The organism is Psychrobacter sp. 5A.1 (genome assembly GCF_030407455.1).
Lineage (GTDB): Bacteria > Pseudomonadota > Gammaproteobacteria > Pseudomonadales > Moraxellaceae > Psychrobacter.
This window is the reverse complement of sequence record NZ_JASDDJ010000072.1, coordinates 1-15,722: the sequence shown is the minus strand read 5'-3', so window position 1 is coordinate 15,722 and position 15,722 is coordinate 1. Positions and strand designations below refer to the sequence as shown.

The following is a 15,722-nucleotide window of genomic DNA, read 5'->3' as shown; positions in this document are numbered from 1 at the left end:
AACTACAAATTTATTAATAAATAGTGAAGGAAAGGATAAAGTACCTAGTTCTTTTCGTTTAAATACGATCAATAATGTAAATGATCCAAGTGAGGGAAAGTTACTTGAGAGTTATCTTAATCATGGTCAGGAGCAAAATTTCTATTCACCAGACTTTGATGAAGATTTTAATACATTTATTAGTTGCTTCACGTTTAATCACGATAGCCTAAACCAATTTAGATTATATGGAAAAAAGGATAATTTAGAAGCATCTGGTATCAGTCTTGTGTTTAGAAGAGAGTTTTTTCAACCTAAAAGTTTTTTTGATGGGGTTTCTTTTTTATCTACTTTAGAAAAAACAGGTAGTAAAAATACACAATCTAGTACAGCTCATAGTATTGATATTAAAAGCAGTGACAAAAAAATCAATCCTAATGATAAGCTAGAGAAAAAACCAATCATGCGTTGTATATATGTTGAGCCAATGTCAGGCTACATACAAATAGCGCAGCGAAATAAATTGACTTTTTATCGAGAATTTAAATCTAGTATAGAGGCTGAAAAAAGATGGCAGCAATACAAGGTAGATATTGAAAGTAAAACTATTAGTATTGATAGATCTTTGAATATATTAAAAGATATCTATAATGATATTAAGGAAAATAATGTTAAAGATTTCAAAAAACATAAAGATTTAATTGAAGAGATAATTTTACCTTTAAAGTATCTCATTAAGCATTCTGCTTTTCAAGAAGAGCAGGAATGTCGAATGATATACATAACCTCGCTTAAAGATCCTAAAGTTAAAATTGATTTTGGAAGGTTTCTATACGTTGAATATGAAGCAGATGTAAAGTCAAATCTTGATAAAATTTATATTGCTCCTGCTGCCACACAATACCAACCTTACTTAGCAAAATTACTTTGCGATACAAATGTAAAGATTGAGCTATCAAAAAACCCATATCGTCAGACTTAATCTTCTCTAGCATTTATAGGGTGCGCGAGGCGCACCCTATAAATCTCTACTCCACCATCTCACTATGCGCCTTCACATCACCTTTCTGACCATCTGGCACAATCACGATAGGTAGTATAGTACCAGTCCTTTAGCGAAGTCATCAGACAGCACATAATCATAGCGACTGGCAACGATATCAGGCGTGGTATGAATAATGGGTATATCAGTTAGATTAAATATTCTGGGCTTATTGATATTGATTCGAATATTTTTATTTTGTACCCAATTTATATCTAAGAAATGTCGTGTTATTCAATTATAACTTTTTTTATCGCTTGTGAGAGCGTACTGTCAAACTAGGATAGTTGAGAATAAGTGTTAGTATAAGCGTAAATATTACTATAGAAAAATACTCATGAAAAATAATACCGAAACCAGTAAGTTTTTAAGCTATATTTTGCGACATGAGCCTGACTCCATAGGTCTGGTACTTAACAGTGACGGATGGGCTGATATCAATGAGCTGATTCAATTAGCCAATACATCAGGCAATAATATTACGTTAGAGCAAATTCATTCTATCGTAGAAAGTGATAAGAAAGGCCGTTTTTCAATTTCTAAAGATGATCAGTATATAAGAGCTGTGCAGGGTCACTCTTTAAAGACGGTAGACTTGAATCTGAAAGAAACAACGCCTCCTGCAAACTTACTTCATGGTACGGCTCAACGTTTTATAGAAAGTATCAATAATGAAGGGCTCATATCTCAAAAAAGGCAATATGTCCATTTGACGGAAGATTATGATACCGCAATAAAAACAGGCATGCGCTATGGCAAGCCTGTTGTATTAAGTATTGATAGCCGTAAAATGCAAAAAGAGGGCTATAAGTTTTATCAAGCGGAGAATGATGTTTGGCTTACTTCGACAGTGCCACCAGCGTATATCGCTATCCATAAATAGTATGAATAGTAATCTCCTGATAAACAAGAATGCTGAGAGTGAGAGACTCAGTGTAGTAAGTGCTTTTGCGCCCTAATCTATCTTTATTCAGGTCTGAGACTCTGCCTAAGTCATGTAAGTCACGCTGTGGAGTCCGTGACAGTTTGTAATAAACCTCCCACAAGAAATACGCTGATTAGTTAGCATAAATTTTTAGGTAATTAGAGCAATGCAAAAGATAGCTTTTTTGATAAAAAAATTGGGCAATATGATGAAAAACCTGCTGCTTTATGCTGGAAGTATCATCACAATAGTTATGACTTGTGCTTTCTTATATACTGCTTTTGCCTTTACGTATTATCCTAAAAAAATGCAGAATTTTTGTGATTCCATTAACAAAGGTGATTTAATACAACATATCAAACAACAAGCTGACGACAATAATTTTGAATATTCAGAAAACATTCAATCCAAAATCTTGATATACGATACTAAAACCATGGGGAAGTCGACCTGTTTTGTTAATTATGAAGAGAATGGACAAGTATCTGATACATCATATATGAATGATTAGTATCAATTTTAATCTCTACTCCGCCATCTCACCATGCCCTTTCACATCACCTTTTTTACCATCTGGTTTAATTTCAATCGGCAATATCAGTCCTTTTGCAAAGTCATCAGACAGCACATAGTCATAGCGACTGGCAGCGACATCGGGCGTGGTATGAATGACAAGCGTCATGTCTTTGCTATCGGTTAGCTCATGCGAGACATAGGTCTCACTCAGCTGATCCAAGGCTTTTGATAGTGCCTCATTACTTGCCATGCTCACCGTCAGATTATGCTGCGCCGTAGTCTTATCCACTTTAAAGTAATCCGCATAGTCCTGTACATTTTGACTATCGAGCGCAAACGGATACGGATAATTGGTGATATCAGCAGGTGCTTCACCGCTCGCGACTAGAGACCAGTCGACAGTATTCTCCGCTACTTCTGAACTTTCTGCGGTCGTGACAGTAGCTTCAGAGGTTTGGTCAGGCGTCTCAGCACTGTTGCCACAACCTGTTAACGCCCACACACTGGCCGTCGTAATTATCAATGTACTCATTAAGCGCTTAACCATCGACGTATCCTCTTGATTGATCATCATCGTATTGTATATATGCGCTATTTTGACAGCTTTCGTTATGGTTCTCTAGAGAAATGCGGTAAACAAACGATTGTTATACCAACACCCATAAGATAGGTAGGTTATATAAATAGGCAGATTGTATAAAAATGCGCACAAAAAAAGAGCCACCTTATGATGACTGTTTAATGTGTACTAGGGCGTGTCCTCATTTTAAAAATGGTCATAAAAATGAGATAAATTGCAGTCAAACAAGGAAAATAGTGCAGATAATATCGAGATATTAGTCAGCTATTTGACACCGTTTGGCAAGATTTAGCCATTTTTAACCCATTTAGATAACTATCGATTGAATTGAGAACACGCCCTAGCGCTTTCTGCTTATGATTATTTTACTAGATTTGGCAGCTGACGTTATATTCTGTACCATCTGCCCATTTGATAGCGAAGATGCCTTTGTCTTCTTTCATGTGCCATGCATAGATGACTTCTGGGTTTGAGTCATTCACATAGCTTGCGACATCGCCTTTTGCTTCGCCGTTTAGGATGATTGGCTGCTCTGCCCATTTCACTTTTGGTAGGGTAGCATTGAGCATCACTTGTTCTTTATTGATAGATTGCTTTGCCATGATTTTGCTGTCATCGGTACAGGTGTACGGTGCTGGCGCCATACGATCATAGGCAGCAGTTACTTTTTCTGGAACTGGCGTATCAGTGGCATCTGGGGTAGTCGGTGCGGTAGTTGCACAAGCGCTCAATAGAGCAAGGACTGGTAGGGTGGTTGCAATTTTAGTTATTGTTTTCATGGGGTTCTCCAAAAGTATTACTGGTGTCATCTGATTGTTTTTAATGATGCGTTTAGCCTATGAGGGTTATAGTAGCGAAAACTGACCATGGCAATGTTAGAAATTGTTTGTTACCTGTTAGCTTCGTTACCCAACCGCTGTCTAATGTAACTTATCATCTGAAGCACGGTGAAAAGTAAGAGGGGCTGATCTTGAAATCTACGACTATAGTCAATCCTGTATAAATTGGCACATAAAAAAGCGCCTATCAACAAGTGGTTGATAGACGCTTTTTTGTTTTACTTAACATGCTCTGAATTGAGCATGCCTTTCTATATCATCAACGCTACTTGGTTTTGCGCGGTGGCAGACCCGTATGCTGAGTTTGGAAGTTACCTTTACTAACGCGCTTTTTGGTATTTTTGCTGACGACATTTTTGCTCGCAGCACCTTTAGCTGATGCGCTATGGTTTGACGAGTTGTTGCTGCGTTTCACTGAATCATTGCCAAGGCGACTGTTCTTTTTGCGCGCTGACTGATAGCTGTCTTGCGCGGCATCACGCCCTTCTAGATGGGCATTGAATGGTGGAATCAAGCAACCACGATTTTTACCAATCAAGTCACTACGGCCCATATCCTGTAGAGCTTTACGCAATAATACCCAGTTTTTTGGATCATGATAGCGCAAGAATGCTTTGTGCAATGTGCGCTGTTTACCAGATTTGACGATATCCATGTCACCTTCACTACGACTGACCTTATGTAGCGGATCTTTATGCGTGTGATACATGGTGGTCGCGGTCGCCATTGGGCTTGGGTAAAAGGCCTGTACTTGGTCAGCGCGATAGCCATGACTTTTGAGCCAAAGGGCAAGGTTCATCATATCTTCATCTTTGGTACCCGGATGGGCAGCGATGAAGTAAGGAATCAGATATTGCTCTTTGCCTGCTTCTTGGCTGTACTGCTCAAACATGGCTTTAAATTTATCATAGCTGCCCATGCCAGGCTTCATCATCTTCGATAGCACGCCTTCTTCAGAATGCTCAGGCGCAATCTTTAGATAACCACCGACGTGATGGCTGACCAATTCTTTGACGTATTCAGGGTCTTTCACTGCCAAGTCATAACGCAAGCCTGAGGCAATCAGGATTTTTTTCACGCCTTTGATATCACGCGCTTTGCGATATAGCTTGGTCAAATTACTGTGATCGGTGATTAGGTTTTCACAAACATCAGGATAGACACAAGACGGCTTACGGCAGTTCTTCTCAATCGTTTCATCTTTACAGCTAAGACGATACATGTTGGCAGTCGGGCCACCAAGGTCAGATATCACACCCGTAAAGTTGGGTGCAGTATCACGAATCGCTTCTACTTCGCGCAAGATAGAATCTTCTGAACGGCTCTGAATGATACGACCTTCGTGCTCAGTGATCGAGCAGAATGTACAACCACCAAAACAACCGCGCATGATATTGACTGAAAACTTGATCATGTCATAAGCAGGGATGCGCGCATCGCCGTAGCTTGGATGTGGTAGACGTGCATACGGCAAGTCAAACACGTAATCCATCTCTTCTGTTGAGAGTGGAATCGGTGGTGGATTGAGCCAAACATCGATAGAAGTATAAGAGTTACCAGCACCGCTACTATGACGCTGTACGAGCGCACGGGCGTTACCTGGATTGGTCTCCAGATGCAATATACGGCTAGCATGTGCATAAAGCACTGGGTCAGATTTGACATGCTCATAGTCAGGCAGACGAATGACAGTCTTTTCACGTGGTGGCATTTTTATCTTGTGCTTACGTGCGGTCATCGGCTTATCAAAGCCGCGCATTTGCACCACTTGCGTCTCTTCGTCCACTTGTTCAGCGTTGATGATTTTATTGGCGACAGGTTCTGCGACAAAGCCCTGATATTGTGAAGAGTACTGCGATGACATGGAGGACATGGCTTGCCCAACAGGCGAGTCAGATGGTTTATCTTGCTCGATTGAGCATTGATCAACGTCTTCGGTCATGACATATGGGTTGATGATTGGATCGACACGCCCGACCGTATCGACATCGTTACTGGCAACTTCGGTCATACCATCTTGCCAATGGCGGCGTGTTGGCGTCAATAGATATGACGTACCACGCAGCTTGCTCATTTGCTCAAAGCTATAGCCTTTAGACAGACCATGTACCACATCGACGATGGCACGCTCAGCATTACCATATAGTAAGACATCAGCACGAGCATCCAGCAAGATACTACGACGGACTTTGTCTGACCAATAGTCATAATGAGCAATACGGCGCAAGCTACCTTCGATGCCGCCCAAGATAATAGGCACATCAGGATAAGCTTCACGGCAGCGCTGGCTATAGACGATAGCGGCGCGGTCAGGGCGTTTGTTTGCCACGTTGCCAGGAGAGTAGGCATCATCACTACGGGTTTTACGATCCGCCGTATAGCGGTTGATCATGCTGTCCATGTTGCCAGCGGTCACGCCATAAGCATAGACAGGCTTGCCCAGTTCCATAAAGGCGTCTTTGCTCTTCCAATCTGGCTGAGCAATGATACCAACACGAAAGCCTTGTGACTCTAGTAAGCGACCGATGATGGCCATACCAAAGCTTGGATGATCGACATAAGCGTCGCCTGAGATGATGATGACATCACAAGCATCCCAGCCCAAATCGTCCATCTCTTTGCGGCTCATCGGCAGATAAGGCGCCGGCTCGTAGCAGCTCGCCCAGTGTTTGTCATAATCATAAAGTGGCTTAGTGCCTTGTTTAAAGGCAGTGCGGGCGATGGTATCGGCAGACATGAGCGGACCTGTTAATTAGAAAAATGGCACTAAAAAAAGCCGTTATTTATTAAAAATATTAACGGCTTATTTAAAAGTGCTCATTTTAACATGAATTGCACTCATGATGCGACTCATTATGAGTTAGGTGGTTTAGGATAAGTTATTGATAGTGTGGAATAATCTAATGATATAAGATGAGTCAAAGAAGAAGATTTTTAGCGTAGGTATAAGGTGGGTTCCAATCACCAATAGTTAGATCCTGAATTCACTTAATCGATGAAAAATCGCGAGTATTACAAAGGCAAGTGGAACTATTCACTGTCTATACAGCGCTGCTCATTAATTTATATATATCGGCGTGTGAGTAGTATCATATAACGGCTCAATGGGTAGTAAATATGGACTTTTCAGGCGTAAATATATAATCATCAGTCATCTCTCCATCCACTATTTCACCAGTACCTCTTTCTCCTGACATGTTCGAATGCCAAAAATAAACGCTACCGTTTTTCATAATTACGGCTGATACGTAACGACTATAATATAATTGTACGGGATCAACATTCTTTTTAATCAAACGAGGTTTTCTAAACTGTGTGGTGTTAGACTCGTAGTCACTTTTAGTTTTAGTCGTATTTAGGTAGCTACCCCATACATATAAGTTCCCATTTTCAGTGACTGCTTGATTCTCATCAATGTTAATAACCTTATGAAGTAGTTCATGTTTCACTGGCAATAAAGCTTCATCGACCAAACCGTTAGATACGTTCTCTTCAGTAAATTCATTATTAAGATCAATATAGAGACCTTTTAAGGTTGTTTCTTTCATGGTTAAGTTTTTCTGCTTACCCCATATCCAAACACTTCCATCCTCTAGCAATGCCATAGGTGGCCTAACGGATGCAACAAAGTCCACGACTTTTTCTGGTAATACGACTTTATTAGCCATACGAAAGTCGCTATTGGCGAGTTTTGGAGCATTTGCTATTCTACCTAATCTGTATGTTGAGACACCAGTAGAATATAACTCACCATCTCTATTAAGAGCTAATAGCAGCTTACCACTTATTTCTATACGAATAATATCCGTTAAATTAGGAACTTTGGTGGGCGTTTCTAGAATCTCTTGGGTCAAGTCACCATTAACCCAGCCAGCAGTGTTATTGCCCATCATATAAACATCACCCTGTTGGGTTAGAAATACCAAATTGTCATCGTCAATGGCAATGTCCACAACATTATTTATTCCTTTAATCTGGCGCAGATCTCTAATAGTAGACGAGTCATCATCAGGGTCTACTATTATATCGGTACTTCCTACTCGCCCCCATGCCCATACTGTACCATCTGCTTTGAGCAGTGCAAAAACACCTAAACCTTCTGTAACAACGGCAACAGCATCATCAATTCCTTCGACCTGATAAGGGACTGTATCATCTATCCGATTACTTTTATTTTCATCATTCCTAAGATAACCTTCATTGAAACCCCAAGTCCATAACGTCCCATCATCTTTGATAGCCGCTACAAAATGATTTACAGCAATGTGTTTAGGCTCATCAATTATCTCAAGAGTAGGGTTCAATGGCTCATCTATAACATCTATAATTGCAAATTGGCTTTTTGACATCGTATCAATGTATTCACAGGCTTTAAAAATCAACGGTAATAGCACTAGAATAAGCATGAAAACAGAAGTTGATATATATTTTAATTTGGAAGGTGACACAACAAAATCCAGTTTATGGTTAGGTATTAGTGAAGATGTGTCCTAGTAATATTGATAGGTTAAAAATATTAAAGGAGGCATTGTTATAACTATATCCTATTGTGCAAATCACAACATGAATCATAAATAGCCAAAGCACAAGTGACTAGCGATAAGTTATTGATAGCATGAGATAATCTATAAGTAAAAAGGTTTCTAAAAATTAGAAACCTTCTTGATTTAGACAGTCGCTAGGGCGTGTCCTCATTTTAAAAATGGTGATAAAAATGAGATAAATTGCCGTCAAACGAGGAAAATAGTGCAGATAATATCGAGATATTGACCAACTATTTGACGATGTTTGGCAAAATTTAGCTATTTTTAGCTATTTTTAGCTATTTTTAGCTATTTTTAGCTCATTTAGAGAACACTCGTTTGAATTGAGGACACGCCCTAGTATGAAGAGTTACTGTTCTAATAACTGTAATGGGAACGTCACCACATCAAAAGCAAGGGCAAAGGGCAATAAAACCAGTTTTTGCGCCGTATTTGCGCCATTACTAGATACGTGGTTCTGTGTGGTTTGTGAATAAAAACTGACCATATAAGGCTTGGTTAAAGGACGATAATTTGACTGAATTAAGCTTAAGTTACTGACTGGTGGATAGATGGCACCTTTGACAGGGACACTAAAACAAAAACGCTGGGCATTGATGCGCTGATCACTGGCAGAGGTACATTCTTTGCCATTATTTTGCAAAAATAATTGGTAATCTGAACGCTTAAATTCATCCTTTAACTTGGCATAAGAAAGCTTCATTTCTCCCTGAAAATAACCATCGTTATTGGGCACATAAAAGCTCATATCATTATTAACTTGAATGTTTTTGGGCGTCAAGCTGCCTAACAAGCTGACCATCTCTGTCCCGCCTTGGGTCAGTACATAGCTGTTTTTTTCACCGACGATTACCATGGTTGCATTCGGCATTTTTGGCAATGCCTGTGCAGGGCGACCAAAAGCGACAATTTGATCTTCCGATAGTACATTCTTCGTCGTGCTCGTGCGAGTATAGTTATCATTGTCTAATAATGAGCTGGTGGCACAGCCTGAGGTCGCTAACAAGGCTGCCAGTGAGATACCCATAATGACTGTTTTTGAGTTGAATCTGGTTGGTAATGCAGAAGTACGTTGATGACTATAGATACGGTTGGTGTTTTTTAGCGTATCAGAAGATGTACCTTTAGGTTGCGTCATGCTCTGGTTCCTTGTCTATCGTTGATTGACTATTGAGTCTTTGTTTAAGGTGTGTTTATTATCCAAACTTTCGTTGGTATATTACATGGTTTGAGCATGGCTTATCTACTCATGATTGGCTTAATAATGGGTTTATTCATCGGCTAAGCAATAAACAAGCCGTATGTATTAAGACGGCTAGGGCGTATCCTCATTCTAGAAATGGTGATAAAAATGCGATAAATTGCCGTAAAACGAGGAAAATAGCCCAGTTAAAAGACAGTCGATTGAATTAAGGATATGTCCTAATCGAGCAAAATCTTTGTCCCGCTTTTGGTAAAATTCATGACAAACTGACTCTTAAAATTGCGTACATTATTCTCATAGGTAAGCAATCCTGTAGTAAAACGATGATAGTCGATCATATTTTTGGCATTGATCATCAACATAAAATCCGCATCTCCCGATACTTCATAGCAGCTCATCACTTGTGGCTGCGTATGCATTAGACGCTCAAACCGATGCTGCATCGACGTATTGGAGCGTGCCATTTCTATCATCACCACGGCGGTAAGTCCGTAGCCAACCTTGTTAGGATCGACAATAGCGACCTGCTTGGTAATCACGCCGTTATTTATCAATGCTTGGATGCGCCGCTGAGCCGTGGCAATAGAAACATGTGTTTTTTCTGCCACTGTCTTTAATGGCAAGGTCGCATCGTCCTGTAGTAAATTTAAAATTGCTTTGTCTATATCATCTAACCCTTGATTCATTGTTTCCCTGCCTCTAGAAGCTATGCTTATTGGTTTTCTTATCACTATATATAGAAATATAAGAAATTATTGATATTTAGGTATCTAGAAAGATAAATTTATTTATAAATGGCTTTATATAGAAATAATATCTCATCGTTGCTCCGTAAAATAGACGCTATTCATCAAAGTCTAACAATCAAAGCTTAGCCATAATAAATAAAAGCTAATAGCTGGTTGTCTAATGTTCAACAAACCCTAAACTTACGGTGCGTTTATGTCTATTCCCATGCTTTCTACTGTCTTCGCAAATACACTAGCAGCGACTGTCTCACGTCTGCCTTTGCCTGCGATTTGGACAGCGGGCAACGCACAACAGCGCACAGTCATATTAGGGGTTTCTTTTGCCATATTATCCAATGTCTTATTTGGTGTGCTTTATGCGTACAGCAGTTTTTTAGCGCCATTGTCAGGGACCCAGGTATTTATTTGGCGTATGCTCGCGATGTGGGTTGTACTGCTTGGATATTTACTTATCAGTGGCCGCTTGGGATTGCATATTGAACCGTTAAGAGTTCTAAAAGGCACTAAGCAATGGGCTTGGTTGCTATTGCCCACGCCGATATTTCTCAGCCAGTTTTGGCTATTTATGTGGGCACCAGTCAATGGGCAAGGCGTCCAAACAGCAATGGGTTATTTTCTATTTCCATTGATGATGGTGGTATTTGGCTGTATCTTATTTGGCGAAAAGTTAAGCCGATTACAGTGGTTAGCAGTAGGCTTTGCAGCATTAGGAGTGGGTAGCGAGATTGTACGTACGCAGAGTATATCGTGGGCGACGCTATGGGTTTGCGGGACTTATCCTGTGTATTACATTTTGCGCCGGTTGCAGGGAATCGGGGCGGTGACTGGATTATTGGTTGATTTGACGATATGTGCGCCCTTTGCTTTGGGCTACTTATTTTTCTTTGCCCCGAGTAGCTTGGCGTTGGTGAGTGGCTCTGCGTTTTTTATCATGATGATCGCTGGGCTGGGTGTGTTAAGCGTGTGGGCGATGAAAACCAACGTTGATGCCAGTCAAATGCTACCTGTCAATGTTTATGGCATGATGAGTTATTTGGAGCCTGCGCTATTGTTTGTCTTAGCGATCACCGTGTTAGGAAACCCATTTGAGTCAGCGATGATTTATAGCTACGGTTTGATTTGGGTCGGCATTGCCTGCTTGATTGCTCATGGCATTCGTCAATTACGCCAAGCTCGTAGAAATATACAATCTTTGGCAAAAGAGCCGATCTCGTAAGAAAGCGAGTCATTTGCTAACTAAATTAAGGACAAATAAAAGATAAATAAAAATGGACGATTCAACATAATGCTGAATCGTCCATTTTTGTATTAGATCAAACTGGCTTCGTTTAAGAGAGCTATCGTCAATTCAATGTAGAGGTGCTACAAGGCAACTGAGCGCAGATGTATATAACATACTTCAAACGATGTTAACGCTGTAACACCTCTATAGTGGATTTGACTGTATTAATCTAAATGTTGTTTAAAACCACGCTGCTTATCACGTTCCCAATCGCGATCTTTTAATGTTTTACGTTTGTCATGCTGTTTTTTACCCAAAGCAAGGCCAATTTGGCATTTCACCAGTGAGTTTTTCCAGTAGCAAGACAACGGCACGCACGCATAGCCTTTTTGGTTGATTGCCCCAGATAGTTTTTCGATTTCACGGCGATTAAGGAGCAGCTTACGCGTACGGATACTATCGGGACTGACGTGCGTTGAGCTCGACAGTAGTGGCTGAATGTGTGAGCCAAATAAGAAAGCTTCGTTATTGCGAAATATCACATACGCTTCGGTAATGGTCATCTTACCAGCACGGATGGCTTTGACTTCCCACCCTTGTAGAGCAAGACCCGCCTCAAACGATTCCTCAATAAAGTATTCATGGCGCGCCTTTTTATTGGCGCAAATCTGATTCTCAGGTTTTTTTGATTTCTTTGACATGGTTTCCTCGTAAGGATTTCTAAGAACAACATCGTGTCCTCACCTATAATTCCTCATCCCAACCCATTTATTTAGGGTGTCTTGTACTGAAAATATAAGAGGGATGAGTCGAACCAACCATTGTAGCAAAGCCTCTGGTAAAAATGTAAGTCAGCTGTTAGGACAAATGTAGCAGATAAGTATTAAGTTTGAGCAAAATTTGCTAGCATATAGCCTACTATTACCGACCATATTAGCCAAGCTATGAGCCAATCTACTTCTCCTAATTCCTCAAAGCTCCACACCAGAATCCTATATCCTGGTACCTTTGATCCTATTACTAATGGCCATGTGGACTTGGTCACACGCGCCACCAAGCTATTTGATGAAGTCGTTATTGCGGTTGCCTCAGGACATCACAAAAAGCCTTTGTTTAATTTTGAAGAACGCGTCACCTTAGTCGAGACGGTATTTTCCGATTTACCGCAAGTATCAGTCGTTGGCTTTGAAGGTTTGCTCGTTGATTTTATGCGTGAAAAAAACGCCACGGCAGTATTGCGCGGCTTGCGAGCGATGTCAGATTTTGAGTACGAGTTTCAGCTGGCCAATATGAATCGTGAGCTGGATGAAAACTTTGAAGCAGTATTTTTGACCCCATCTCAGAATTATTCATTTATCTCATCTACGATGATTCGTGAAATTGCCAAACTTGGCGGGGATGTGAATAAGTTTGTCCCACCTTGTGTTTCGCAAGCTTTTGCTGAAAAATTGACTCTGAAATAATAGATTCAAGCACAGGCATTGAATAAACAATATACGTGCTGATAGCCACTTATCATAGTAGGGCGGTCAGCTACGCGTGCTATAAGTAAAATATAAGGAGCAGTTTATGGCGTTATTAATTACTGATGAATGCATCAATTGCGATGTGTGCGAGCCTGCCTGCCCAAATGAAGCCATCTCAGAAGGGGATGATATTTATGTCATCGACCCTGACTTATGCACCGAGTGCGTCGGGCATTTTGATGAGCCGCAGTGTGTGGTTATTTGTCCCGTTGACTGCATCCCTCATGATCCCAATCATGTCGAGACAGAAAGCGATTTGTTGTCTAAATACAAACGCATTACGGGTCAATAAGTAGCTCATACGCTATTGATAATATTTGGGTTCGAAGCGCTTTAGGAACAATGTAATGACGATAAATGCAAACCAGATAACGAGCGATTTTGACCAGCAACACCTCTGGCACCCATATGCCAGCCTGCCACCTACTTATCCAAATATCGTTATTGATCGTGCCGAAGGTATTTATATCATTACCGAAGACGGTACGCGCCTTATCGATGGCATGTCGTCATGGTGGGCGAGCGTTCATGGCTATAATCATCCCAAACTGAACGCCGCTATTATCGAGCAATTGGGTAAAATGGCGCATGTGATGTTCGGTGGGTTAACCCATCAGCCAGCGATAGATTTGGGCAAAAAATTACTGTCTATTGTACCTGCTGGACTTGATGCAATTTTCTATGCGGACAGTGGCAGTATCGCGGTAGAAGTGGCCCTAAAAATGGCGTTACAATATCAAGTAGCTGCCAAGCGCCCAAACAAGCAGCAGTTTGCATCAACCCATTCAGGGTATTACGGAGATACGTGGCATGCCATGAGTGTTTGTGATCCTATTAACGGCATGCATAGCCTATATGGCAAGCAATTACCAACGCAGCATTTTGTCGCAGCACCACCGTTGGGATTTGAGCGGGCTTTAACAGAATCTGATCGCGTTGCCCTTACAGCATTTTTTGATGAGCACAGCGATAAGCTGGCAGGTTTTATTATTGAGCCGATTATTCAGGGCGCAGGTGGTATGCGTTTTTACAGTCCTGAGTATTTGCAACTGCTGCGTCAACTGTGCGATGCGCACGATGTGCTATTGATTGCGGATGAAATCGCCACGGGTTTTGGTCGTAGTGGTAAGTTGTTTGCATGTAAGCATGCTGATATCAGCCCTGATATCATGACGATTGGCAAGGCGCTGACGGGTGGCTATATGACCTTTGCCGCAACGTTATGTACCCGAAAAATTGCCGATACCATTCATAATAGCGACTATCCCGCACTGATGCATGGCCCTACATTTATGGGCAACCCACTTGCTTGTTCGGTTGCTTGTGCCTCTATTGATTTGATTATGTCTTATGATATTGAAGCGCGTACTGCAAACATGCAGCGCACGATGGAGCAGCAGCTAGCACCCGCCGCATTATTAGAAGGCGTTGCAGAAGTACGTTGTTTGGGTGCAGTCGCCGTCATTGAGTTACATGACGCTGTTGATATGCCTATTTTTCAGTCCTTATTGATTGAGAACGGTATCTGGGTCAGACCATTTGGAAGATTGGTGTATATCATGCCGCCTTATGTCATTATCTATACTGAACTTGTGACCTTATGCCAATCGTTACTACATGTAGTGACAATTTATCTGACGCAAGCATCAAACTCAGCTTTGAATAGTGATGTTTAGCAAAAACTCCCTGCATTATAGGCCAGTCAATTTCTTGTATAAGGTGTGCTATGAGTGTTTTATTTGTCTCAGGTATCGATACTGATATCGGTAAAACTTATGCCACTGGCATCATTGCCAAATCATTGATGCAGCAAGGCGTCAACGTCATCACTCAAAAGTTGGTGCAGACTGGTGTGACGATGAATGCCAATACTGGCGAGATGGGCATTGCTGACGATATCATGACGCATCGTCAATTAATGGATATTCCGCTACAGCCATGTGATCTTGATTTTACCACTTGCGCTCATCGCTATGAAAAGCCTGCATCACCGCACTTAGCCACTCGATTGTCAGGGGAAGTGCTAAATCCTGAACGGATTACTAATGCCACCAAACGATTGCAAGCTGAGTACGACTTGGTATTACTAGAAGGTGCTGGTGGATTGCTCGTACCAATAACGGAGCAGTTATTAATTTTAGATTATGTTGCCACTCAAGGTTATCCCATTATTTTGGTCACTTCTGGTCGTTTGGGCAGTATCAATCACACATTACTGAGTTTAGAAGCGATAAAAGCCCGTGGATTATCTGTACATAGCGTTATTTATAATCATATCCATGACGATGCTGACAATACGGATACCGAGATTGCAAATAGCACTGTGGATTTTTTACAAAATTATTTAGCTGCAAATTATCCTAAGGCTCATTGGATACAGATACCAGCTCTAAAAAACCAAATGTCTGTTAATACAGAGATGCTTAATACTGAAATGCTTAATGCCGAAACGCTGTCAGAAAATGATTATTTATCTTTGCCCGAAGGTTTTATTTGAGCTATTTGTACTGCTATAGTAAGCTGACTTTAAAAATGTTATAAAATAAATCAACTAAATGATTATCACTATAAACGACAATGACTTACTCCCTAGATT

The 15,722-nt window shown here is 40.9% G+C and carries 14 protein-coding genes and 1 pseudogene; 8 read left to right on the top strand and 7 right to left on the bottom strand.

Annotation, left to right across the window (positions count from 1 at the left end; translation table 11 throughout):
* The 3 genes and pseudogenes from QL982_RS12715 to QL982_RS12705 all read left to right on the top strand — a co-directional run.
* Positions 1–961, top strand: a pseudogene (locus QL982_RS12715) (hypothetical protein); the annotation flags it as partial.
* A gap of 397 nt (positions 962–1,358) precedes the next feature.
* The gene (locus tag QL982_RS12710) at positions 1,359–1,904 is read left to right on the top strand and encodes an RNA 2'-phosphotransferase (protein ID WP_290165972.1); all 546 of its coding nucleotides are present in this window, start codon (positions 1,359–1,361) and stop codon (positions 1,902–1,904) included.
* 208 nt (positions 1,905–2,112) lie between these two features.
* Complete coding sequence (locus tag QL982_RS12705) at positions 2,113–2,457, top strand: hypothetical protein (protein WP_290165970.1); 345 nt, start codon at positions 2,113–2,115, stop codon at positions 2,455–2,457.
* 15 nt (positions 2,458–2,472) lie between these two features.
* Here the strand turns inward: QL982_RS12705 and QL982_RS12700 are convergent, their stop codons facing one another.
* The 6 genes from QL982_RS12700 to QL982_RS12675 form a co-directional block, all read right to left on the bottom strand.
* Positions 2,473–3,009, bottom strand: coding sequence for a hypothetical protein (locus QL982_RS12700; RefSeq protein WP_290165968.1), 537 nt, complete (start codon positions 3,007–3,009; stop codon positions 2,473–2,475).
* Positions 3,010–3,410: 401 nt separating this feature from the next.
* Positions 3,411–3,821, bottom strand: a complete 411-nt coding sequence (locus QL982_RS12695) for a hypothetical protein (RefSeq protein WP_290165771.1) — start codon at positions 3,819–3,821, stop codon at positions 3,411–3,413.
* Positions 3,822–4,146: 325 nt separating this feature from the next.
* Positions 4,147–6,618, bottom strand: a complete 2,472-nt coding sequence (locus QL982_RS12690; RefSeq protein ID WP_290165773.1) for a YgiQ family radical SAM protein — start codon at positions 6,616–6,618, stop codon at positions 4,147–4,149.
* A 364-nt stretch (positions 6,619–6,982) separates the two neighbouring features.
* Positions 6,983–8,329 (bottom strand): hypothetical protein, encoded by a 1,347-nt coding sequence (locus QL982_RS12685; protein ID WP_290165775.1) that lies wholly within the window; start codon positions 8,327–8,329, stop codon positions 6,983–6,985.
* A gap of 445 nt (positions 8,330–8,774) precedes the next feature.
* Positions 8,775–9,563, bottom strand: a complete 789-nt coding sequence (locus QL982_RS12680) for a hypothetical protein (RefSeq protein WP_290165579.1) — start codon at positions 9,561–9,563, stop codon at positions 8,775–8,777.
* Between the two features lie 284 nt (positions 9,564–9,847).
* Positions 9,848–10,315 (bottom strand): Lrp/AsnC family transcriptional regulator, encoded by a 468-nt coding sequence (locus tag QL982_RS12675; protein ID WP_290165577.1) that lies wholly within the window; start codon positions 10,313–10,315, stop codon positions 9,848–9,850.
* 256 nt (positions 10,316–10,571) lie between these two features.
* Here QL982_RS12675 and rarD point away from each other — a divergent pair, with 256 nt between their 5' ends.
* Positions 10,572–11,594, top strand: coding sequence for an EamA family transporter RarD (gene rarD, locus QL982_RS12670; RefSeq protein WP_290165575.1), 1,023 nt, complete (start codon positions 10,572–10,574; stop codon positions 11,592–11,594).
* A gap of 230 nt (positions 11,595–11,824) precedes the next feature.
* Here the strand turns inward: rarD and smpB are convergent, their stop codons facing one another.
* Positions 11,825–12,301 carry an SsrA-binding protein SmpB gene (gene smpB / locus QL982_RS12665; RefSeq protein ID WP_290165573.1) on the bottom strand — a complete coding sequence of 159 codons (477 nt, stop codon included), beginning with the start codon at positions 12,299–12,301 and terminating at the stop codon, positions 11,825–11,827.
* Between the two features lie 243 nt (positions 12,302–12,544).
* Here smpB and coaD point away from each other — a divergent pair, with 243 nt between their 5' ends.
* The 4 genes from coaD (at position 12,545) to bioD (ending at position 15,623) form a co-directional block, all read left to right on the top strand.
* Entirely contained in the window at positions 12,545–13,063 is a 519-nt protein-coding gene (gene coaD / locus QL982_RS12660) for a pantetheine-phosphate adenylyltransferase (protein WP_290165570.1), read from the top strand.
* 106 nt (positions 13,064–13,169) lie between these two features.
* Complete coding sequence (locus QL982_RS12655; protein WP_021814308.1) at positions 13,170–13,418, top strand: YfhL family 4Fe-4S dicluster ferredoxin; 249 nt, start codon at positions 13,170–13,172, stop codon at positions 13,416–13,418.
* 55 nt (positions 13,419–13,473) lie between these two features.
* Positions 13,474–14,802 carry an adenosylmethionine--8-amino-7-oxononanoate transaminase gene (gene bioA, locus QL982_RS12650; RefSeq protein ID WP_290165566.1) on the top strand — a complete coding sequence of 443 codons (1,329 nt, stop codon included), beginning with the start codon at positions 13,474–13,476 and terminating at the stop codon, positions 14,800–14,802.
* A gap of 50 nt (positions 14,803–14,852) precedes the next feature.
* Complete coding sequence (bioD, locus tag QL982_RS12645; protein WP_290165564.1) at positions 14,853–15,623, top strand: dethiobiotin synthase; 771 nt, start codon at positions 14,853–14,855, stop codon at positions 15,621–15,623.
* Positions 15,624–15,722: the final 99 nt, after the last annotated feature.

Bases quoted from the DNA above. Each gene is read 5' to 3' on its own strand.
- QL982_RS12710 (WP_290165972.1), top strand. From the start codon at position 1,359: ATGAAAAATAATACCGAAACCAGTAAGTTTTTAAGCTATATTTTGCGA.
- QL982_RS12705 (WP_290165970.1), top strand. From the start codon at position 2,113: ATGCAAAAGATAGCTTTTTTGATAAAAAAATTGGGCAATATGATGAAA.
- QL982_RS12700 (WP_290165968.1), bottom strand. From the start codon at position 3,009: ATGGTTAAGCGCTTAATGAGTACATTGATAATTACGACGGCCAGTGTG.
- QL982_RS12695 (WP_290165771.1), bottom strand. From the start codon at position 3,821: ATGAAAACAATAACTAAAATTGCAACCACCCTACCAGTCCTTGCTCTA.
- QL982_RS12690 (WP_290165773.1), bottom strand. From the start codon at position 6,618: ATGTCTGCCGATACCATCGCCCGCACTGCCTTTAAACAAGGCACTAAG.
- QL982_RS12680 (WP_290165579.1), bottom strand. From the start codon at position 9,563: ATGACGCAACCTAAAGGTACATCTTCTGATACGCTAAAAAACACCAAC.
- QL982_RS12675 (WP_290165577.1), bottom strand. From the start codon at position 10,315: ATGAATCAAGGGTTAGATGATATAGACAAAGCAATTTTAAATTTACTA.
- rarD (WP_290165575.1), top strand. From the start codon at position 10,572: ATGTCTATTCCCATGCTTTCTACTGTCTTCGCAAATACACTAGCAGCG.
- smpB (WP_290165573.1), bottom strand. From the start codon at position 12,301: ATGTCAAAGAAATCAAAAAAACCTGAGAATCAGATTTGCGCCAATAAA.
- coaD (WP_290165570.1), top strand. From the start codon at position 12,545: ATGAGCCAATCTACTTCTCCTAATTCCTCAAAGCTCCACACCAGAATC.
- QL982_RS12655 (WP_021814308.1), top strand. From the start codon at position 13,170: ATGGCGTTATTAATTACTGATGAATGCATCAATTGCGATGTGTGCGAG.
- bioA (WP_290165566.1), top strand. From the start codon at position 13,474: ATGACGATAAATGCAAACCAGATAACGAGCGATTTTGACCAGCAACAC.
- bioD (WP_290165564.1), top strand. From the start codon at position 14,853: ATGAGTGTTTTATTTGTCTCAGGTATCGATACTGATATCGGTAAAACT.